General features: G+C 68.8%; 17 protein-coding genes. 11 read left to right on the top strand and 6 right to left on the bottom strand.

The annotated features are described in order from the left end of the window. Nucleotides 1-18: 18 nt before the first annotated feature. Nucleotides 19-1,212: an RNA-guided endonuclease InsQ/TnpB family protein gene (locus OG817_RS21525; RefSeq protein ID WP_396389216.1), complete on the bottom strand. Its 1,194-nt coding sequence runs from the start codon at nucleotides 1,210-1,212 to the stop codon at nucleotides 19-21. Between the two features lie 76 nt (nucleotides 1,213-1,288). Here OG817_RS21525 and OG817_RS21520 point away from each other — a divergent pair, with 76 nt between their 5' ends. Both OG817_RS21520 and OG817_RS21515 read left to right on the top strand, forming a co-directional pair. After that, complete coding sequence (locus tag OG817_RS21520) at nucleotides 1,289-4,960, top strand: PQQ-binding-like beta-propeller repeat protein (protein WP_406057221.1); 3,672 nt, start codon at nucleotides 1,289-1,291, stop codon at nucleotides 4,958-4,960. 19 nt (nucleotides 4,961-4,979) lie between these two features. Next, entirely contained in the window at nucleotides 4,980-5,111 is a 132-nt protein-coding gene (locus tag OG817_RS21515; protein ID WP_396389218.1) for a hypothetical protein, read from the top strand. A gap of 32 nt (nucleotides 5,112-5,143) precedes the next feature. On the opposite strand, the gene OG817_RS21510 is transcribed toward OG817_RS21515, so the two are convergent. After that, nucleotides 5,144-5,653 carry a hypothetical protein gene (locus tag OG817_RS21510; RefSeq protein ID WP_406057219.1) on the bottom strand — a complete coding sequence of 170 codons (510 nt, stop codon included), beginning with the start codon at nucleotides 5,651-5,653 and terminating at the stop codon, nucleotides 5,144-5,146. Between the two features lie 202 nt (nucleotides 5,654-5,855). Between OG817_RS21510 and OG817_RS21505 the strand changes: the two genes are divergently transcribed. From OG817_RS21505 to trmB, 4 genes are all read left to right on the top strand, one after another. Then, the gene (locus OG817_RS21505) at nucleotides 5,856-8,762 is read left to right on the top strand and encodes a bifunctional [glutamine synthetase] adenylyltransferase/[glutamine synthetase]-adenylyl-L-tyrosine phosphorylase (protein WP_406057475.1); all 2,907 of its coding nucleotides are present in this window, start codon (nucleotides 5,856-5,858) and stop codon (nucleotides 8,760-8,762) included. 73 nt (nucleotides 8,763-8,835) lie between these two features. Continuing rightward, a complete protein-coding gene (locus OG817_RS21500; RefSeq protein WP_396389220.1) occupies nucleotides 8,836-9,150 on the top strand; it encodes an ArsR/SmtB family transcription factor in 315 nt (104 codons plus the stop codon). Then, nucleotides 9,147-9,590 carry an SRPBCC family protein gene (locus tag OG817_RS21495; RefSeq protein WP_406057217.1) on the top strand — a complete coding sequence of 148 codons (444 nt, stop codon included), beginning with the start codon at nucleotides 9,147-9,149 and terminating at the stop codon, nucleotides 9,588-9,590. Before OG817_RS21500 ends, OG817_RS21495 begins: the two co-directional genes overlap by 4 nt. A gap of 24 nt (nucleotides 9,591-9,614) precedes the next feature. Beyond that, the gene (trmB, locus tag OG817_RS21490) at nucleotides 9,615-10,325 is read left to right on the top strand and encodes a tRNA (guanosine(46)-N7)-methyltransferase TrmB (RefSeq protein ID WP_406057215.1); all 711 of its coding nucleotides are present in this window, start codon (nucleotides 9,615-9,617) and stop codon (nucleotides 10,323-10,325) included. Here the strand turns inward: trmB and OG817_RS21485 are convergent. After that, a complete protein-coding gene (locus OG817_RS21485; RefSeq protein ID WP_406057213.1) occupies nucleotides 10,306-12,939 on the bottom strand; it encodes a family 78 glycoside hydrolase catalytic domain in 2,634 nt (877 codons plus the stop codon). The genes trmB and OG817_RS21485 overlap by 20 nt on opposite strands. Before the next feature lie 315 nt (nucleotides 12,940-13,254). On the opposite strand from OG817_RS21485, the gene OG817_RS21480 reads away from it, so the two are divergent. The 5 genes from OG817_RS21480 to OG817_RS21460 are packed head-to-tail and all read left to right on the top strand — an operon-like array spanning nucleotide 13,255 to nucleotide 17,472. Further along, a complete protein-coding gene (locus OG817_RS21480; protein WP_396389224.1) occupies nucleotides 13,255-14,169 on the top strand; it encodes a sulfite exporter TauE/SafE family protein in 915 nt (304 codons plus the stop codon). A gap of 58 nt (nucleotides 14,170-14,227) precedes the next feature. Then, nucleotides 14,228-15,295 (top strand): ABC transporter substrate-binding protein, encoded by a 1,068-nt coding sequence (locus OG817_RS21475; RefSeq protein ID WP_406057211.1) that lies wholly within the window; start codon nucleotides 14,228-14,230, stop codon nucleotides 15,293-15,295. 17 nt (nucleotides 15,296-15,312) lie between these two features. After that, nucleotides 15,313-16,107 (top strand): ABC transporter ATP-binding protein, encoded by a 795-nt coding sequence (locus OG817_RS21470; protein ID WP_396389226.1) that lies wholly within the window; start codon nucleotides 15,313-15,315, stop codon nucleotides 16,105-16,107. Continuing rightward, entirely contained in the window at nucleotides 16,094-16,972 is an 879-nt protein-coding gene (locus tag OG817_RS21465) for an ABC transporter permease (protein ID WP_406057208.1), read from the top strand. The genes OG817_RS21470 and OG817_RS21465 overlap by 14 nt, the downstream gene beginning before the upstream one ends. A gap of 17 nt (nucleotides 16,973-16,989) precedes the next feature. Next, entirely contained in the window at nucleotides 16,990-17,472 is a 483-nt protein-coding gene (locus tag OG817_RS21460) for a PLD nuclease N-terminal domain-containing protein (protein ID WP_396389228.1), read from the top strand. A 59-nt stretch (nucleotides 17,473-17,531) separates the two neighbouring features. On the opposite strand, the gene OG817_RS21455 is transcribed toward OG817_RS21460, so the two are convergent. From OG817_RS21455 to OG817_RS21445, 3 genes are all read right to left on the bottom strand, one after another. Further along, the gene (locus OG817_RS21455; protein WP_131350551.1) at nucleotides 17,532-17,825 is read right to left on the bottom strand and encodes a WhiB family transcriptional regulator; all 294 of its coding nucleotides are present in this window, start codon (nucleotides 17,823-17,825) and stop codon (nucleotides 17,532-17,534) included. A 211-nt stretch (nucleotides 17,826-18,036) separates the two neighbouring features. Then, nucleotides 18,037-18,591 (bottom strand): histidine phosphatase family protein, encoded by a 555-nt coding sequence (locus OG817_RS21450; protein ID WP_406057206.1) that lies wholly within the window; start codon nucleotides 18,589-18,591, stop codon nucleotides 18,037-18,039. 3 nt (nucleotides 18,592-18,594) lie between these two features. Then, nucleotides 18,595-18,954, bottom strand: a complete 360-nt coding sequence (locus OG817_RS21445) for a hypothetical protein (RefSeq protein ID WP_406057204.1) — start codon at nucleotides 18,952-18,954, stop codon at nucleotides 18,595-18,597. Nucleotides 18,955-18,998 lie beyond the last annotated feature (44 nt).

The following is an 18,998-nucleotide window of genomic DNA, read 5'->3' as shown; positions in this document are numbered from 1 at the left end:
ACGAGGATTCCAGCCCATCTACGCGGAGGTAGTGAGTTGAGGTTCACGCTTCACCGACTCACCAACGGGTGTGTCTCGGCGTGCACTGACCGCCCGTCCGGCGGCGATGTTGATGGCGGCGTTGATGTCAGCGTGGTCGCGGTGGCCGCAGGAGCGGCATCGGAACGCTTGACTCTCGCGATTCCGAGGCTCGCGGTGCCCGCAGCGCGAACAGGTCTGACTCGTGTAGGCAGGGCAGATTCGCTCGACGCGGCCCACAGCTTTGTGCTCGAGCCGCTGGACCAGCAGTCCCCAGCCGCTGCTGAGGATGCCGCTACTCAGCGCGGCCTTGGCGCGTCGTCGGTTCGGCAGGAACGTACCTGGCTTGACTCGGTTCGGTTTCGGTTTCGGGCGCCGCGTCATCTGCGTGATCTTGAGGTCCTCGACTCGGATCACGTCGAATCGACGCGCCAGATCAGTGGAGGTCTTCTCGATCCAGTCCTTACGGCGGTCCACAGCGCGGGCATGCACCTTTGCGATCATGGCCACCACCCGCTTCCTGCGGTTCGAGCCGCGCTGGGCTCTGCTGAGTCGCCGTTGAAGGTGGACCAGTCGCCGACGCTCGAACTCGGACATAGCTGGGCAATTGAGCAGCTCTCCGGTGGACAAGGCGGCAGACACGGCCACGCCACGATCAACTCCGACGACGTCACCGGTGCCTGGTGGCGGGATCGGATCAGGTACGGCGGCGAATCCGATATGCCACCGTCCGGCCCGATCGCGGGTTATGCGATACGACTTCGCCCGCGGTACTGCGCGGCTTGCCCGAAACCGCACCCAGCCGACCTTAGGCACCAGGGCCCGTCCCCACTTCCGGTTCACGCGCTCGACTCGGCCGGCCTGCGCACCGACGATACGAAATCCTTCGTGTTCTCCGGCCTTCCGCCACCTCGGGCGGCCGTGGCTGCCGGCGAAGAAGTTCTGGCGTGCTTGGTCGAAGTCCCGCAGCGCTTGCTGCTGGACGGTCTGCGACCCATCACGCAACCAGCCGAACGCGGCCCGCGCCTCGGTCAACTGCCGAGCTTGCTCGACGAACCCTGGGCTGGAGCCCTTGTCAGACGTCCACATCGACCACTGCTCCAAGGCGAGGTTCCACACGTACCGCGCATGGCCACACTGTGCGAGCAGCCCAGCTGCCTGCACTGGGGTGGGGACCAAGCGAAAGCGGGACATGCCTCGTATCCAATCAGCCACCGCCGACAGTTCGGCGACCACTGTGAAAGGAGGAGTCGCGGTTCAATCCTGTCCGATGAGACAGCGACTGCCCGCGACGTATCGCATGATCCGCCTGACCCGCTCGTCTCGCGATCACAGACCAACAACGAAGTGGCACAAACTCCTGTACGGCGTCACCGCCGGATTGGCCGTGATGGTGATCGGCGTACCGCTGACCGGGGTCGTCGCCGACGCAGTCGACGGTCCCAGCGCCACCATCACCGGCACGGTCTTCGAGGACCGTGACGCCGACAACCGGATCGACGCGGGTGAGGCCGGCATCGCCGGCGTCAGCGTGTCGGACGGTCAGCAGAGCGTCGTGACCGATGCCCAGGGTCACTACACGTTCACGACCGACGTCGATCGCCGTGACGTCGACCTGGTCTTCGTCACCCAGCCGGCCGGCTACTCGGTCGGCACCGACGACAACATGACCCCGAAGTTCTTCCGCAGCCTCGGCCAGCTGGCCGACGGCGCCGGCCAGGAGGTCAACTTCGGCCTCCGCAAGGACCAGGCCTCCGCGGCCGGCGGGTTCACCTTCGCCAACGTCGCGGACCCGCACGTCAACGCGCAGCTGCCCGAGCAGATCACCGAGATCAACTCCACGCAGCGAAAGCTCGCGTTCATCCAGGTCAGCGGCGACCTGACCAACAGCGCCACCGACTCCGAGTTCGAGTTCTACAAGAAGAGCACGGCGAACTCGAAGGTCCCGGTGTGGCCGGCGGTCGGCAACCACGAGTACGCCGCGGGAGCGACGTACGCGGCCCGGATCAACAACTACCGCAAGCACGTCGGTCCGGAGTGGTACTCGTTCGACTACAGTGACCGGCACTTCCTGGTCCTGGAGAACAACGGGGCCGCGCCGTTCGCCGAGCAGCTCGAGTGGGTCAAGGCCGACCTCGCCCGGAACATGAAGGAGGGCAAGCACCTGGTCGTGCTCACCCACCAGCCGATGAACGTGCCGTTCGGTTCGCCGTCGGTGTACGACGAGTACGGCAAGGTGCTGGAGCAGTACGGCGCCGAGCTGATCCTGGTCGGCCACGAGCACTCCAACGACGTGGAGCCGAAGAGCGACTTCGCCGGCACCGCGAAGCACATCCAGACGGTGTCCAGCTCGTACACGATCGACAACTCGCCGCGCGGGTTCCGGTTCGTGCACATGGACAACAAGGCCTTCGACAACCCGTTCCGGATCTACGGCGCGGAGAAGGACCTCACGATCGTGTCGCCGGCGCCCGGTACCGCGGTCCCGCTGAACGGGTTCCCCGGGATCCAGGTCAACGCCTACGACACCACCGACCAGCCGGTCCGGGTCCGCTTCAAGCTCGACAAGGGCTCGTGGCGGCCGCTCAGCGCGACCGGTGAGTTCACCTGGTACTCCGCCCTGCCGAACGGCATCAACGCCGGCAAGCACCAGCTCACTGTGGAAGCAGCCGACAAGACCGGGGCGACGTGGACCCGGACCTCGGACTTCACCTTCACGAACGAGAAGGCGATCAAGCCGGTCGCCGGAGCCAACTGGTCGCAGCACCACGGTGACGCCTCGCACAACGGGGTCGCCACCGACGCGATCGCTGCCGGTCAGCGGTTGGCCTGGTCCTACCGGACCAAGGGCACCTTCCTGACCGGTTCGCCCGCGATCGTCGACGGCGTCGTGTACGCCGGGACGCGGGATGAGAACGGCGACGGCAATGCCGCGGTCCACGCGGTTTCGCTTGCCACCGGCAAGAAGCTGTGGAGCTATACCGTGCCGTCCTCGGTGCACGGCAGCGTCGCCGTCTCCGACGGCCTCGTCTATGTCCCGACCCTGCGCGGCACGCTGTTCGCGCTGGACGCCAGGACCGGCGCACTGAAGTGGAAGAACGACCCCGGGCCGGCGCCGGAAGGCAACAACCAGCGCACCTATGGGTACTACGGCGTGACGGTTGCCGATGGCAAGGTGTTGTTCCCGTACCAGACGCGCTTCGGCGAGGCGGCCACCGGTCTGCTCCTCGCCCTCGACGCCACGACGGGTCAGCGGGTCTGGGCCGCACCGATGAGCGGCGCCACGATGAGTGACGGCACACCGGCCGTGTCCGACGGACGGGTGTACGTCGGCAACGAGACCGCGGATCGCGTGATCGCGTACGACCTGAAGACCGGTGCGAAGCTGTGGCAGGGCACGGAAAGCCTCGGCGGTTGGCAGGACGGCATCCCGTCCGCGGCCGACGGCAAGGTGTTCATCGGCTCGAACAACGGGATCGTGGCGCGCGACGGTGCGACCGGCGCGGTGCTGTGGAGCTACCGCAGTTCGCACCCGTCGCTGGTGAGCAGCGGCGCGACCCCGTCCGCGGCGGCGATCAAGGGCAACACGGTCTACATGTCCTTCCCGAGTGGTGCGATCACTGCTCTGAACGCGACCACGGGTGACGTGATCTGGGATCAGTTGCTGCCTGGATCGCAGTACCGGGGTGGCTCGTTCACCTCGCCGGCGCTGTCGGGGAACACGCTGTTCGTCGGCGCCAACAGTGGTGGGTTCTACGCGCTGGACGCGCGGACGGGCCAGCCGATGTGGTCGCAGGACATCGGCACCTGGGTGTCGGCAGGTCCGGCGGTCAGCGGCAACACCGTGGTCGCCGGCGCGTTCGACGGCAACCTGTACGCCTTCACCCCGGGTGGTACGACGGCCGAGCCGTGGCCGGTCGTGTCCGGCAAGGTGACCAACAAGGTCACCGGCGGTCCTGCCGCGAACAGCACCGTGCTGGTCGTCCAGGACGGTACGGCAGTCGGCCGGACCACGACCGATGCTGAGGGCAACTACCAGGTCGGGCTGTCGCAGGGTGCCGGCACGTATACCATCCAGGTCGCGCAGGTGGGCTTCGCGACCGCGGCCAAGGAGGTCGAGGCCGGCGACAGCGGCACCTATCAGGCAAATCTGGAGGTGTCGCCGGTCAACGTCGACGCGAGTATCGGCAAGCGGCTCCCGAGCGGTCTGGTCGAGGGTGGCGTCGGTGACATCGTGATCGAGAACAAGCACCTGGCGATGGCGATCGCGAAGGTGTTCCAGGACTCGCAGATGAGCCCGTCCACCCCGGGCAAGGTCGTCGACATGGCGATCACCGGCCAGCCGGACCAGCTGGACTGGATCAACCTGCCGTACGTCAGCACCACCGAACCCACCGGTGGCAGCGCGTGGCAGCAGTTGCAGGTGCGGTCGACCGACGTACGCATCGTCGAGAACACCGGCGAGAAGGCGGTCGTCCAGGCCACCGGGACCTCCTCGGAGAACCCGAACCTGAAGGTGGTCACGACGTACACCGCGACGGCCGACGAGCAGTTCGTCACTGCCGCGACGACCTTCACCAACGCGACGGGTGCGCCGCTGACGGTGTGGGTCGGTGACGCCCTCGACCACGACGGCGCGGGATCGCGCTCCGCGGTGTCGGGCAGCGCGCCGGTCACCAGTGGTGGACCGTTCGCGCAGACGCCGGACGCGAAGCGCTGGATCGGGCAGTCCGGGACCGGCCCTGACAACCAGACCTACGGACTGGTGTACGGCGCGGACAGCGGAGCCTTCACCGGGTACTCGCAGGCGATCTGGACGATGAGCAAGTTCAAGCTCGACCTGCCGGCCGGGGGATCGCACACGATCACCCGGCGGGTGGTGGCGGTATCGAACGAGGGTGCGACGGACAAGTTCGCCGTACTGAACCAGTTCGCGTTCTGATCAACCGATCAGGACGTCGATGATCCGCACGGGCTGCTGGGGTGAGGCCGCGATCCGGTCCAGCACCGGCAGCCCGTCGGTCACGGCGCCGATGACGGTGGAGTACTTCGGCAGGCCGTCGGTGCCGTGGACGAAGAAGAACCGGCGGTAACACTGGGTATGCCGGATTGCGACAGAGTGTGTTCAGAGCTCGGCGGCGTGGAGCGGCGCCTGATCGGAGGCGTGCTCCGAGGTGGTCGTCCAGCGGGCCGCGGCGGTGGAGTGCCGGTACGGCGGATCGGTCGGGGAGGCCGGCGCGGTCATGGTGAGGTCCGGGAGCGGTGCGGGCTCGGCGGACGAGATCACCTGGGTGCCGTCCGGTGCGAGTGCGTGGACCTCTTCCACCGTGAGTAGACCGACCGGGCGGATCCCTTCGGTGATCACCACGATGCATCCCGGGATCACCTGCTGGGCGCGGTTGCCCTTGGACGGGACGAGGATCCCCTCCGCCGGCGTCCGCCAGGCGCCCGGTGCGAACCGCCGGAGTGCGATCCCCGCCTGCCCGTCCTCCGTGCTGCGCGGCGGCAGGTACGCGGTGGCTGTGTAGTCGTAGTCGTAGTCCGGCTCGGGCGGCCCGGACGCCCGCCCACCCTGCTGAGGCGTCAACCAGACCACAGTGCCCCGCACGGCGAGCGACCCCGTCATCATGACCATGAACAGCCATCATGCCGACTACAGCCCGAATCCGCTACACGACACCGTGTATCCACTGCAACACACTTGGTATCCATCCGAGGTGCCCAGTTCGCCGTCCCAGGGGCACGGGTAGCCTGCTGGGGTGGCTGAGGCTCGGAGGGGTTCCTGGGAAGGCCGGCTGGTTCGGCTGGGCTTCGGGGATCCGCAGCGGGCCGGGGTGATGCTGGAGCAACTGGACGCCCTGGCCTCGCACAGTCCGCTCGCCACCACACAGTTGATCAACTCGCTGTCGGAGTCGGCGGATCCGGACCTCGCACTGCAGGGACTCTGCGGGATCGCGGAGGCGCTGCACCGGTACGGGTACGACGTCGCCGCGTTCGCACGCACGCTGGAGATGGACGACGACTTCCGCCGTCGGCTCGTCTTCGTGCTCGGCGCGAGTGAGGCCTTCGGGCGGCACCTCGAAGTGCACCCACGGCACTGGTACGACCTGGCCGACCCCGCGCTGGCCGCCGTACGCCCGACACCTGACGACGTCCGCGCCCGACTCGCCACGGCCGTCGACGCACCCAACCCGGTCGACGCGCTGCGGATCGAGTACCGCCGCCTCCTGCTCCGCCTCGCCGCCCGCGACCTCGCCGAGGGCCTGCTGGTCGACGAGGTCGCCGCCGTGCTGGCCGACCTCGCCGGCGGAGCCCTGGAGACCGCGCTCCACATCGCCCGCAACGCCTACTTCGCCGCCCATCCCGGCGCCGCCGACTGCCGCCTCGCGATCATTGCCATGGGCAAGTGTGGTGGCCGCGAACTCAACTATGTCAGCGACGTCGACGTCCTGTTCGTCGCCGAACCGCACGACGGAGACCCCGAGGTCCCGGCCCTCAAGACCGCGACCCACCTGGCCGCCGCCGCGATGCGAATCTGCTCGGAGCACACCGGCGAGGGCACCCTCTGGCCGGTCGACGCCGCCCTCCGCCCCGAAGGCAAGTCCGGCCCGCTGGTCCGCACCCTCGACAGCCACCTCGCGTACTACCAACGCTGGGCGAAGACCTGGGAGTTCCAGGCCCTGCTCAAGGCGCGCCCGGTCGCCGGCGACGCCAAGCTCGGCGAGCAGTACGCCGAGAAGACCGCCGAACTGGTCTGGTCCGCGGCCGACCGTGAAGGCTTCGTCGACGACGTCCAGGCCATGCGCCGGCGCGTCATCGACCACATCCCGGCGGCCGACGTCGACCGCCAACTGAAGCTCGGTCCAGGCGGTCTGCGCGACGTCGAGTTCGCCGTACAGCTCCTGCAACTCGTGCACGGCCGCAGCGACGAAGCGGTCCGCAGCGGCACGACGCTGGTCGCGCTCGAGTCGTTGACTGCCAACGGGTACGTCGGTCGCACCGACGGCGCCGTGCTCGCGGACGCCTACCGCTTCCTCCGCTCGATGGAGCACCGCATCCAGCTGTACCGGTTGCGCCGTACCCACCAGGTCCCCGACGACGAGGCCGACCTCCGCCGCCTCGGCCGTTCGCTCGGCTTCACCAAGAACCCGGTGACCGACCTGACCGCGGCGTGGAAGAAGCACGCGCTCGAGGTCCGGCGGCTGCACGAGAAGCTGTTCTACCGCCCGCTGCTCGCGGCCGTCGCCCGCATCCCCGGCGGCGAGGTCCGCCTGACCCCGGAGGCCGCCAAGCAACGCCTGACCGCCCTCGGGTACGCCGATCCCGCCTCGGCCCTGCGGCACATCGAGGCGCTGTCCGAGGGAGTGTCGCGGCGTTCGTCGATCCAGAAGGCGTTGCTGCCGGCCATGCTCGGCTGGTTCGCGGAATCGCCCGACCCGGACGCCGGCTTGCTCGCGTTCCGGACGATCTCGGACCACCTCGGGTCGACCCCGTGGTACCTGCGTCAGCTCCGCGACGAGGGAGCCTCGGCCGAGCGCCTCGCGCACTTGCTGGCCAGCGGCCGGTACGCCGTGGACCTGCTGCAGCGTGCTCCGGAGGCGACCGCCATGCTCGCCGACGAACGCGAACTGGTCCCGCGCTCTCAAGAGGCACTGCTGGTCGAGATGTCTGCAGCTGCCGGCCGCCAGGAGCAACCCGAGGCGGCGGTGGCCGCGATTCGTGCGGTCCGGCGCCGCGAGCTCTTCCGGACCGCCGCGGCCGACCTGTCCGGTCTGCTCGAGGTCGAGGCTGTCGGGGAAGGCCTGACCGCAATCTCGGTGGGCACACTGACCGCTGCGCTCGAGGTGGCCAAGCGCGCGGTGGCAAAGGGCGAACCGGAGCCGACGCGGATGTCGATCGTGGCGATGGGTCGCTTCGGGGGCCATGAGCTCGGGTACGGCAGTGACGCCGACGTGATGTTCGTCCACGATCCGCTACCGGGTGCGGACGAGCGGGCGGCGACCGACTTCGCGACCCAGGCCGCGACCGAGCTGCGCCGGCTGCTCGCCCTGCCGGGCGCGGATCCCGCCGTCGCGATCGACGCCGACCTGCGTCCCGAGGGCCGCCAAGGGCCGTTGGTCCGGACGCTGGCGTCGTACGCCTCGTACTACGCGCGCTGGTCGGCGGTGTGGGAGGCGCAGGCACTGCTACGAGCCGACCCGTTGTGCGGTGATCCCGGGCTGTGCGCGTCGTTCCGCGAGCTGATCGACCCACTGCGCTACCCGGCCGACGGGGTCAGCGAACGCGACGTGATGGAGATCCGCCGGATCAAGGCCCGCGTGGACGCGGAACGCCTTCCGCGTGGTGCCGACCCGAGCACACACACCAAGCTCGGCCGCGGCGGCCTGGCCGACATCGAGTGGACTGTGCAGCTGCTGCAGCTTCGCGAGGCGCATCGCCTGCCTGAGCTTCGTACGACGCGCACCCTCGGCGCACTGCGGGTCGCGGTGGACGCAGGCCTGGTGGAAGCGGCCGAGGCGGCCACCCTGCGCGACGCGTGGGAGCTGGCGACCCGGATCCGGAACGCGATCATGCTGGTCCGCGGCCGGCCTGGCGATTCCTTGCCCCGCGATCCCCGTGACCTCTCCTCGGTCGCCCAGATCTGCGGCTACCCGCCCGGCGAGTCCAGCCGCTTCTCCGACGACTACCTCCGCATCACCCGCCGCGCCCACAACACCGTCGCGCGCCTCTTCTGGGACGACTGAGCAGCAGGCAGTCCTGCCCGCCGTGGATCACTCGTCGTTGACAGGCAACCTTTTAGTTGCCTATTATTGAGGGGTGGAGCTGGTGTTCAAGGCGTTGGCGGACGAGGGACGCCGCAGGTTGCTGGACGCGTTGCGGGAGCGGAACGGGCAGACCCTGCTGGAGCTGTGCGAGCTGCTGCCAGAGCTGACCCGGCAGGGCGTGACCAAGCATCTGCGCCTGCTCGAGGACGCGAACCTGGTCGTCACCGTCAAGCGCGGCCGGCACAAGTTCCACTACCTCAATCCGGTACCGATCAACGAGATCGCCGAACGATGGCTGAGCAACTACGAGCGCGACAAACTGCGCGCCCTCAGCGCATTGAAAGCGGCGCTCGAGGAGGACAGATGAGCAAGCCCGCGATGATTCACGTCACCTACATCGAGACGACCCCGGAGAAGCTGTGGGAGGCGCTCACTTCGGGAGCGTTCACCCAGCTGTACTGGTTCGGCCGGCGGATCGAGTCGGACTGGACCGTCGGCTCGCCGGTGCGGTTCTACGACAGTGCCGACGACAGCCTGACCGATTCCGGCGAGGTGCTGGTGTACGACGAGCCGAAGACGCTCGCCTACACCTTCAAGAACGAGTTCCTGGAGTCCCGGCGCGACGAGGTGCCGGGCCGCGTGACGTTCACGATCGAGCCGGCCGGGTCGACTGTGGTCAAGCTGCAGGTCGTGCACGACGAGATCGCCGCCGATGCGGTCGAGGGCTGGCGCACCGGATGGGCCCCGATCCTGGCCAACCTCAAGACCTACCTGGAGACCTCCCGCACCCTCGCGATCGAGTTCTGAGGCGGGTTTCCTAGACTCGGCGTAGTGGAAAGGACGGATCAGGTCAGACAGGCGGGCGTGTTCAGCCACGTCCGGCGCACTGTCCGGATGACAGTCGGGCAGAAGCGGGTCTGGGAGACGCGCTGGTCCGGGCTGGGCCGGAAGCTGGAGGAGCTGCCGCCGGGTGACGTCGATCTCGACGAGTGGTTCGGCCGGGAGGCGCCGACCGTACTCGAGATCGGATCCGGGATGGGCGACGCGACCGCCCAGCTCGCGGTCGCCGCGCCGGAGGTCAACCACCTGGCCGCCGAGGTGTACCCGCCCGGTCTCGGGCAGTTGATGCTGTGGGTGGAGAAGTACGACCTCGACAACGTCCGGCTGCTGGACGGCGACGCGCTCGACTTTCTCCGCGACCACGTGGCGCTGGGCGCCTTGTCCGGCGTACGGATCTACTTCCCGGACCCGTGGCCGAAGAAGCGGCACCACAAGCGCCGGCTGGTGACGCCGCCGTTCGTCGCGCTGGTGGCGTCCCGGCTGCAGCCCGGCGGAACGTTGCATCTGGCAACCGACTGGGCGGACTACGCGGACCGGATGCTCGAGGTGTGCGAGGCCGAGCCGCTGCTGCGTAACGCGTACGACGGCTGGGCCCCGCGCCCGGAGTGGCGTCCGGTCACCAAGTTCGAGTCCCGCGCCCAGGCCGAGGGCCGGGCGGTGCGCGATCTCCTCTACACGAAGGTCACGCCGACCGGCTTGTGAAGCTCCAGTGCCCGGCCGGCACCGTGTAGACGGTGTAGCCGTCCTGGTACGACGGTTCGCTCGCGAACTGACCCGGTACGACGGTGACCTCCGACGACGCCGCGGACGGTACGTGGACTTCGGCCGTCGTACCGACCGGCACCTGGACCTCGAGGGACAGCACCCGGCTGACCTGCCGCCACACCACGGAGACCCGCCCGCGGATCGTGTCGGTGTGGATGCCGGCCGAACTCGTCTCGTCGCGTGCGTCCGGCCGGACCACGATCCGCTCCCAGCCCGCGTCGACGTTGCGGAGTCCGGCGACGTTCTCGTAGATCCACTGCACGACGGTGCCCTGGAAGTAGTGGTTCCGCGACCGCGAGTCCTCCTCCCACTTCTCCCACATCGTGTCCGCGCCGAGGTCGAACCAGTACCCCCAGCTCGGATACGAGCGCTGCAACGCGACCTTCGTCGCGGCCTCGCCGTACCCGTGGGCGGTCAGCACCGGCAGCAGTTCGCCGACGCCGAGGCAGCCGGTGTTGAGGTGGAAGCCACGCGCCTCCACGTCGGCCGCAAGGTTCGCGGCGACCCGGGGGACAAGCTCGTCGGGCACGATCCCGAAGGCCAGCGGCACCGCGTTCGACGTCTGCCGGTAGTCCGGGTCGTCGGCCGACCGGTAGTGCCCGGCCTCGCGATCCAGGAAGGTCCGGTTCAGCCCGTCGGCCAGCTCGGCCGCCGCCTTCCGGTAGTCGTTCGGCTTGCCGATCAGCTCACCGATCTCAGCGGCCGCGAGAACGGCGCGATAGAGGTACGCCGTACCCGTGAGCCGACGGTCCTCGGGCGCCGGGCCGCGGCCGTAGCCGGGTGGCAGCCAGTCACCGAGCACGCTGACGGACAGCCCGTCATCGACCCGGTCGAGCTCCCAAGCCAGGTAGCGAGTCAGCGAGTCCCAGTGCTCGCGCAGCAGCCGCTCGTCGCCGTACGAGCGGTGCATCTCGCGCAGCAGGAACGGGTAGACAGTCGGCCACTCGGTTGCGGGGGAGAGGTCGGTGAAGCCCCAGCCGCTGGACGGCACGATCACCGGCAGCTGCCCGGACTCGGCCTGGCTGTCGCGGATGTCGCCCAGCCACTTGGTGAAGAAACGAGCCATGTCCAGCGTCGCCAACATCGTCGGCCCACCGACCTGCGCGTCCCCGGTCCACCCGTTCTTCTCCATGAACGGCGTGTCGGTCGGGATGCCATGCAGGTTGTTCAGGATCGTCCGCCGCATCGCCTGGTCGAACTGCTCGTACGGCGCCTGTGCCGACGTGAACCTGGTCACCGTGCCGACGTCGGAGTGCGCGACGCGCATCAGTACGTCGGGTCGCTCGGTCAGCCCGTCGATCTGGACGTAGCGGAAGCCCTTGTAGGAGAAGCGTGGCTCCCACTCCTCGACACCGTTGCCGGCGGCGATGTACTCGTCGCGCTGAATCCGGTCGCCCTCGACGTGCCGGTTCACCGCGACGACGTTGCCGTCAGCAAGCGTCTCACCGTGCGTCAGGCCAACGACTGTCCCGGCCGGCGCGGTGACGGTGAGCTTGGTCCAGCCGGCTGTGGTCTGGCCGAAGTCCGCGATCCACACCCCGGGCCGAACCTCGGTGAGCTCGACGGGCGCGACGGTCTCGACCACCCGGATCGGCTCGTGCGCCTGTCCTTGCAACTGTCCCTTCGGCGCGTCGACCACGGAGGCTGCGGACCAGGCGGAGTCGTCGAAGCCGGTCGCGTCCCAGGCGGGGAGGGCGCGGCGGGCGTCGTACGTCTCGCCGGTGTAGAGGGAGTCCGAGAGGGTCGGTCCGCCGGTGATGCGCCAGGACTCGTCCGAGACCACCTCGGTCGTGTGGCCGTCGTCGTACTCGACGACGAGGCGCGCGATCAGCCTCGGTTCGGCGGTCCATGGGGCCTCGTGCCAGCGCCAGGCGTTCGGCGACGTGAGTCCGAAGAAGCCTCGGCCGAGCTCGGCACCGACCACGTTGTCGCCGGCGCGGACGAGTTCGGTGACGTCATGGGTCACGTAGAGCACGGTGTGGTCGTAGTCGGTGAAGCCGGGGTCGAGGACCGCGTCGCTCACCGCCTGACCGTTGAGGCGCAGGTCGGCGTACCCGAGACCGCTCGCGTAGAGGCGCGCGCGTCGCACGGTGCCGTCGAGGGCGAAGGCCTTGCGCAGGAGTGGAGCGCTTTCCACCTGGCCGCCGATCCACCGGGCAGATCCGAAGCCCTCGTCCTGCAGGCCGGTCTCGAACCATTCCGGTGTAGCCCACTCGCCTTGGCGGTCCAGTCCGTCCCACAGCTGGACGGTCCAGTGGTAGCGCGTGCGTGCGGTCAGCGGCGGGCCGTCGTACTCGATGCCGAAGGTCCGCGCCGAGCTCACCGTGCCGGAGTCCCAGACATCCGCACTTTCCGGCGTCAGCAGCTCCGGCGTGCTCGCGACCAGGATCCGGTACGCCGTCTGGGTCGCGCCGTACCCGGGGGCGGTGGCGATCCAGCTCAACCGAGGCCGCGACACGTCGGTGCCCAGTGGGCGGACGGCGTACTCGGTCTTCAGCGTTCCGGCGTTCAGTGGACCCCCAGGCGTCCAACCGTCCGGCAGATCAGGCATCAGGCGGCTCCTCAGGCTCATCGGCACCCCGAGGACCGTAGGCAGCCCGCCGCCAGGCTTTCAACATTCTGACCACAACCGGCCGATGAGTCCGTCCGCTCAGCGATTTGTCGTCTCACATCCCGAAACCTGAGCATGTCACTCGACTTTGTCCGCTTTCATGGACTCATGCAGGTCACTCGAAACGCTCCCGGCGACGCGCTCACGCGGCGCCGGCACGTCGACCTGCTGCGCGTGAACTCTTCGGGTTGTCGACCTTCGGCGTAGGACTCCGCCCTCCGTCACCGTCTCCTCCCGACCCGTAGGAGCAGTTCCGTGCGTCGTCTCATCCTGATCGCGTTGCTGGGTTCCGTCGCCCAACTCGTCGACGGCACCCTCGGCATGGCCTACGGCGTCACCGCCAGCACAGCGCTGCTGATCACCGGGATCACCCCGGCCGTCGCGTCCGCTTCCGTCCATCTCGCCGAGGTGGGCACCACACTCGCCTCCGGTATCTCGCACTGGCGCTTCGGCAACGTCGACTGGCGCGTGGTCGCGCTGATCGGTGTGCCGGGAGCCGTCGGCGCGTTCGCCGGTGCGACGTTCCTGTCCAGCTTGTCGACCGAGTCGGCATCGGTGTGGGTTGCCGCCCTGCTGCTTCTGCTCGGCGTCTACATCCTGGCCCGGTTCGGCACCGGCAAGGTGCGGGCCGTGATCGAGGGCAGGCCGGCGGGCCGGTTCCTCGGGCCGCTGGGTCTGGTCGCCGGCTTCATCGACGCCACCGGTGGTGGTGGTTGGGGCCCGGTGGCGAACTCGGCGCTGCTCAGCAGCGGCAAGCTCGCGCCGCGACGCTCGGTCGGCTCGGTGAACGCCGCGGAGTTCCTCGTCTCGGTCGCCGCCAGCATCGGCTTCCTGTTCGGACTCGGCGGGAAGAACCTGCCGTACGGCATCGTCGCCGCGCTGCTGATCGGCGGCGTCCTCGCGGCACCGCTGGCCGCCTGGCTGGTGTCCCGACTGGCGACTCGCTGGCTCGGTGTCGGTGTCGGCCTGGTGCTGATCCTGACCAACGCCCGCACGCTGATGAATGGCCTCGACGTCGCCGCCGGCCCGCGCTATCTCGCGTACGGCGTCCTGGTCCTCGGCTGGGCCGCGGTCGTCGCGTACGGCGTACTGTTCGCCGGCCGCCGCGCCGTGGCCGAGGCCGAACGTGTCCTGGACGACGAGCGCGAGCTCGTCGAGACCGCCTCCTGACCTGCTCTTTCCTTCCGCCCGCGGCCGTCCGGCCGCCTGCACCACCGAAGGTCCGCTTGTGAGTATCCACCGCATCCGTCCTGTCCGCCTGCTTGCCGCCGTCCTGGCTCTGTCGGCCGCCGTCACTGGCTGCTCGCGAGCCGACCGCGACGAGGCTCCGGTCGCGTCGACCGACAAGGGCCCAGCCACCGAGCTGCGGCTCGGCTACTTCCCGAACGTCACCCATGCCGCCGCCCTGGTTGGTCTCGACCAAGGCCTGTTCACCAAGGAACTCGGCAGCACGAAGCTGGTGCCGACCAAGTTCAACGCCGGCCCGGAGGCCGTTGGCGCGCTGCTCGGCGGCTCGCTGGACGCGTCGTTCATCGGCTCCGGTCCCGCGATCAACGCCTACGCGAAGTCCAACGGCGAGGCCGTCCGGCTGATCGCCGGTACTACGTCCGGCGGTGCGCAGCTCGTGGTGAAGCCGACGATCACCAAGCCGGCCGACCTGGTCGGCAAGACCGTCGTCACCCCACAGCTCGGCAACACCCAGGACGTGTCGCTGAAGAATTGGCTCGCCGAGAACAAGCTCACCGGGAAGGTCAAGGTCACCAACCTGGAGAACGCGCAGACGCTGGACGCGTTCAAGCAGGGCGAGGTGGACGCGGCCTGGCTGCCCGAGCCCTGGTCGTCGCGGCTGGTGCTGGACGCCGACGCGAAGGTGCTGCTCGACGAGGCGTCGCTGTGGCCGGACGGGAAGTTCCCGACCACGGTGCTGATCGTGCGGACCAAGTTCCTGCAGGAGCACCCCGAGACCGTGAAGGCGCTGCTGACCGGCCTGGTCTCGGCGATCGACTTCGCGGACAAGGACAAGGCGGCCGCGGAGACCGCGGTGAACAAGCAGCTCAAGGAAGCCACCGGCAAGGCGTTGAAGCCGGCTGTCATCGACCGCGCGTTCCAGAACATCCAGATCACCGCGGACCCGATCGCGTCGACGTTCCCGCAACTGGCCAAGGACCAGGTCACCGCGGGCATCGCGAAACAAGCACCGGCGGTGGCCGGATTCGCGGACCTCGGTCCGTTGAACGACGTACTGAGCAAGGCAGGCAAGCCGGCCGTCGACGCCGCCGGTCTGGACACGAAGTAGTCACCAGGGAGGCAGCCATGACCGCGATCGTCGAGGCCGATCGGGCCGTAGTGGACAGCGTGAGTCCGGTGCGGTTTCACCAAGTGGGCAAGGCGTTCGGGAGCGGCCGGTCGGCGGTCGTTGCGCTCGAGGGTGTCGATCTGGAGATGGCCGCGGGTGAGTTCGTCTGCCTGCTCGGCGCGTCCGGCTGCGGCAAGACCACGCTGCTCAACCTGGTCGCCGGTCTGGATCAGCCGACGAGTGGACGGATCGAGCTGAGCTCGTCGCGGCCCGCGGTGGTGTTCCAGGAGGCTGCGCTGATGCCGTGGCTGACGGCTGCCGGGAATGTCGAGCTGCCGTTGCGGATGGCCGGCGTACCGAAGGCACGGCGGCGTGCGAAGGCTGCTGAGCTGCTGGAGCTGGTCCGGCTGGCCGGGCTCGGTGACAAGCGTCCGCACGAACTGTCGGGCGGGATGCGGCAGCGGGTCGCACTGGCCCGCGCGTTGGCATCGACGACGGACAACACCGGCTCCGGTGCGGGCAAGCCGTCGCTGCTGCTGATGGACGAGCCCTTCTCTGCCTTGGACGCGATCACTCGGGACGTGCTGCAGGGAGAGCTGCTGCGGATCTGGCGTGCGACCGGTACGGCGATCCTGTTCGTGACGCACGACGTCCGCGAGGCCGTGCGGCTGGGGCAACGCGTCGTACTGCTGTCGTCGCGGCCTGGTCGGGTCGTGCGGCAGTGGGACGTCGACCAGTTGCCCGAGGCTGAGGCAGTTGACGAGATCAACACCGAGCTTCGCAGGGTGATCAGTAGCCATGCCGCAGCTTGATCTTCAGGAAGAAGGCTCGGTCGAGGCCGGCCTGGATGCGCTGGACACGCCGGTCGAGCGGTCGGAAGGCTCACGGGCACGGCGGATTGCGGCGGGGGTGCTCCCACCCATCGGTGCTGTCGCCTTGCTGGTGGCTGTGTGGCAGGCGTTGTGGGCGGCGGCATTGTGGCCCGAGTTCAAGTTGCCGGCTCCGATCGATGTGTGGGATCAGATCTGGCAGTTGGTGACGTCGGGGGAGATCCTCGAACTGTTCTGGGTGTCGGTGCATCGCGCGGTGATCGGCTTCGCGCTGTCGCTGCTGATCGCCGTACCGCTCGGCCTGGCGATCGCCAACATCAGGGTCGTACGGCGAGGGATCGGGCCGTTGGTGTCGGGGTTGCAGAGCCTGCCGTCGGTGGCGTGGGTGCCGGCCGCGATCTTGTGGTTCGGGCTGAACGACCGGGCGATCTACTGGGTCGTGCTGCTAGGCGCCGTGCCCTCGATCGCGAACGGGTTGGTGTCCGGTCTGGATCAGGTGCCGCCGATCCTGCCGCGGGTCGGGAAGGCGCTCGGAGCGGGACGACTGAGTGGGATCCGCTACATCCTGCTGCCGGCCGCACTGCCCGGATTCCTCGGCGGACTCAAGCAGGGCTGGGCGTTCTCCTGGCGCTCGTTGATGGCCGCCGAGTTGATCGCGACGTCGCCGGACCTCGGTCAGGGACTCGGCCAGTTCCTGCACAACGGGATGTCGCTGTCGGACATCTCGATGGTGTTCGCCGGCATCCTGCTGATCTTCGTCGTCGGCGTCGGAATCGAACTGCTGGTGTTCCGGCCGCTGGAGAACTCGGTACTGCGCGCGCGGGGTCTGACCGTCACAGCGCGCTGACGCCGTACTGTGGGGGCGTGGTCCGATTCCTGCCGTTCCTGATCAGCCTGGCGCTCAGCGTGTACGCGCTGTTCTCCTGCATCCAGACGCCCGACGAGGAAGTGCCGCATCTGCCGAAGCTGGTGTGGATCGTCCTGATCGTGTTCGTCCCGTTCGTCGGGCCGATCGTCTGGCTGCTCATGTCGCGCACCCAGGGCAGTCGTCGGGAAGTCACAGGCCGGCCGCCACGGCCGTCCGCACGCCCGGTCGCGCCCGATGACGATCCGGACTTCCTGAAGACGCTGGATCGCTACCGCGACCCGCGGACCACGGTCAAGCCGCCGCACGACGACGAGCCTCACGACCGCCCGGACGATCGACCGCAGGACGCCGTGCAGAAGCCCGAGCCGAAGCCTGAGCAGCCCGAGGAGCCGGAGACGAAGCCCAAGGCGAAGGACTCCGGCTCCGAGACGACGCCAGAGGCTGAGACCACCTCAGAGCCCGACGACGGCAAGGCCTGAGCCTGCGCCCAGGCCCTGCCGGTCAGGGCCTCTGTCGTGGTGAGTGGACGAGCAGCGGCTCACGCGGACTTTCGGTGCTCGGGCAGGAGGGTGTTGTCGCGCTCCGACTCCGTGGTGCCGCCCCAGACGCCGTACGGCTCTCCGACCGAGAGTGCGTGCTGCCGGCACTCCGGCTGGACCGGGCAGGTCCCGCAGAGGGACTTGGCCACCATCTCGCGGGCACGTTTTCGCACGCCACGCTCCGACTCGGGCGAGAAGAACAGCTCTGGGTTGACGTCGCGGCACGCGGCCTGCGACTGCCAGTCCCACAGATCCATGAGCGGGCGGGGTAGGCGAGGCATCCCTCTCGACATGGCAACCTCCTTGACTCACCGTAAGCGCGGACGGGCGCTCGGTGAAAACTATGCTCAACTCATGGCGAGTTCAACCCTTGTTGTCTCGAACTTCGGTCCATTCGTTATCGGCAGGTGTCGTCGCGTGTCGTGATCGGGGCCAGATCACGCGGAGAGTGTGTTCACGTCATCACCGGGTGTGACTTGCGCCACTTATCCGGTGACCGAGGGGTCAGACCTCGCCGGCCGGGTCGAACCGGTAGTACTCGTGTGCTCCGTGCAGGGTGCCGGTCTCGCCGGTCAGGGCACGGATGACCATCGCGTGAGTGATCGCCAGCACCGGTCCGTCCGTGCTCGCGGAATGCCGGGTGAGTGCCGCACGGGCCCGCTCACGGACCCGGGACAGCGGCTCCCAGGGCCGTTGGATGCCTTCCGGCCACTCGCCGTCGTACGCCTCGAACTCGGCCTGTGCGGCCCGTACGTCGGCGATGCCCCGCCACGCACCGGTGTGGTCCGGCAGCCAGTCGCGGAGGTCGTAGTCGACCCGGACGCCGAGGGCCAGCCGGTGGCCGATGATCGCGGCGCTCTGCAGCGCGCGGGTGAACGGGGAGCTGACAAGGTACGTCGCTCCGATCCCGCTGAGCAGGTCCGCGAGCTCCTGGGCCTGTTTCGTCCCGAGCGGGGTGAGCGGGGCGGAGTCTGCTGCCATACCTGGCCAGCCCCGGGAGTCGATCGGCTCGTAGTCCGGCTCCCCGTGCCGGACCAGATAAATCTGTGTCACGGCCATGTTCTACCGGAGATGGCGGGCGCCTGCCCATCCTCGGGCGTGGCTGCTCGTGGACGGATCTGCGACGGAGGCGGGCGGATGGATGTCGTGCAGCTCGTCGAAGACGTGGTCGATGCCGGCGGCGGGATGCGGGCGTGGCCCCGGCTGCGGCTCGATCCAGCGCACCTCGGTCGCGCCGTGGTGGCCGTGCACCGCGAGCACCGAGTGCAGATTCGGCCAGACAGCTGTCGCGGGATTGTCACCGCGCCAGCGCAGCGCCACCGACCCGTCGCTGAACTCGCAGCCCTCAGCGACCACTCCCGTGCCCGACACGCCACTGGGATCCCGGTAACGAACCAACTCGAAGGTCCGCGGCCTCACCACCGTGCTGCACTCCTCATCGTGTCGACCCGTCTTGCAGCCCTCAA

This window comes from Kribbella sp. NBC_00889 (assembly GCF_045207705.1).
In the GTDB taxonomy this organism is placed as follows: Bacteria; Actinomycetota; Actinomycetes; order Propionibacteriales; family Kribbellaceae; genus Kribbella.
This window is presented reverse-complemented; position numbering and strand designations above follow the sequence as displayed.

Coding starts and splice junctions, on each gene's coding strand:
- OG817_RS21510 (WP_406057219.1), bottom strand. CDS start 5,653: ATGGTCATGATGACGGGGTCGCTCGCCGTGCGGGGCACTGTGGTCTGG.
- OG817_RS21520 (WP_406057221.1), top strand. CDS start 1,289: ATGAGACAGCGACTGCCCGCGACGTATCGCATGATCCGCCTGACCCGC.
- OG817_RS21455 (WP_131350551.1), bottom strand. CDS start 17,825: ATGTCGAGAGGGATGCCTCGCCTACCCCGCCCGCTCATGGATCTGTGG.
- OG817_RS21470 (WP_396389226.1), top strand. CDS start 15,313: ATGACCGCGATCGTCGAGGCCGATCGGGCCGTAGTGGACAGCGTGAGT.
- OG817_RS21450 (WP_406057206.1), bottom strand. CDS start 18,591: ATGGCCGTGACACAGATTTATCTGGTCCGGCACGGGGAGCCGGACTAC.
- OG817_RS21515 (WP_396389218.1), top strand. CDS start 4,980: ATGATCCGCACGGGCTGCTGGGGTGAGGCCGCGATCCGGTCCAGCACC.
- OG817_RS21495 (WP_406057217.1), top strand. CDS start 9,147: ATGAGCAAGCCCGCGATGATTCACGTCACCTACATCGAGACGACCCCG.
- OG817_RS21485 (WP_406057213.1), bottom strand. CDS start 12,939: ATGCCTGATCTGCCGGACGGTTGGACGCCTGGGGGTCCACTGAACGCC.
- OG817_RS21505 (WP_406057475.1), top strand. CDS start 5,856: ATGCTGGAGCAACTGGACGCCCTGGCCTCGCACAGTCCGCTCGCCACC.
- OG817_RS21465 (WP_406057208.1), top strand. CDS start 16,094: ATGCCGCAGCTTGATCTTCAGGAAGAAGGCTCGGTCGAGGCCGGCCTG.
- OG817_RS21525 (WP_396389216.1), bottom strand. CDS start 1,212: ATGTCCCGCTTTCGCTTGGTCCCCACCCCAGTGCAGGCAGCTGGGCTG.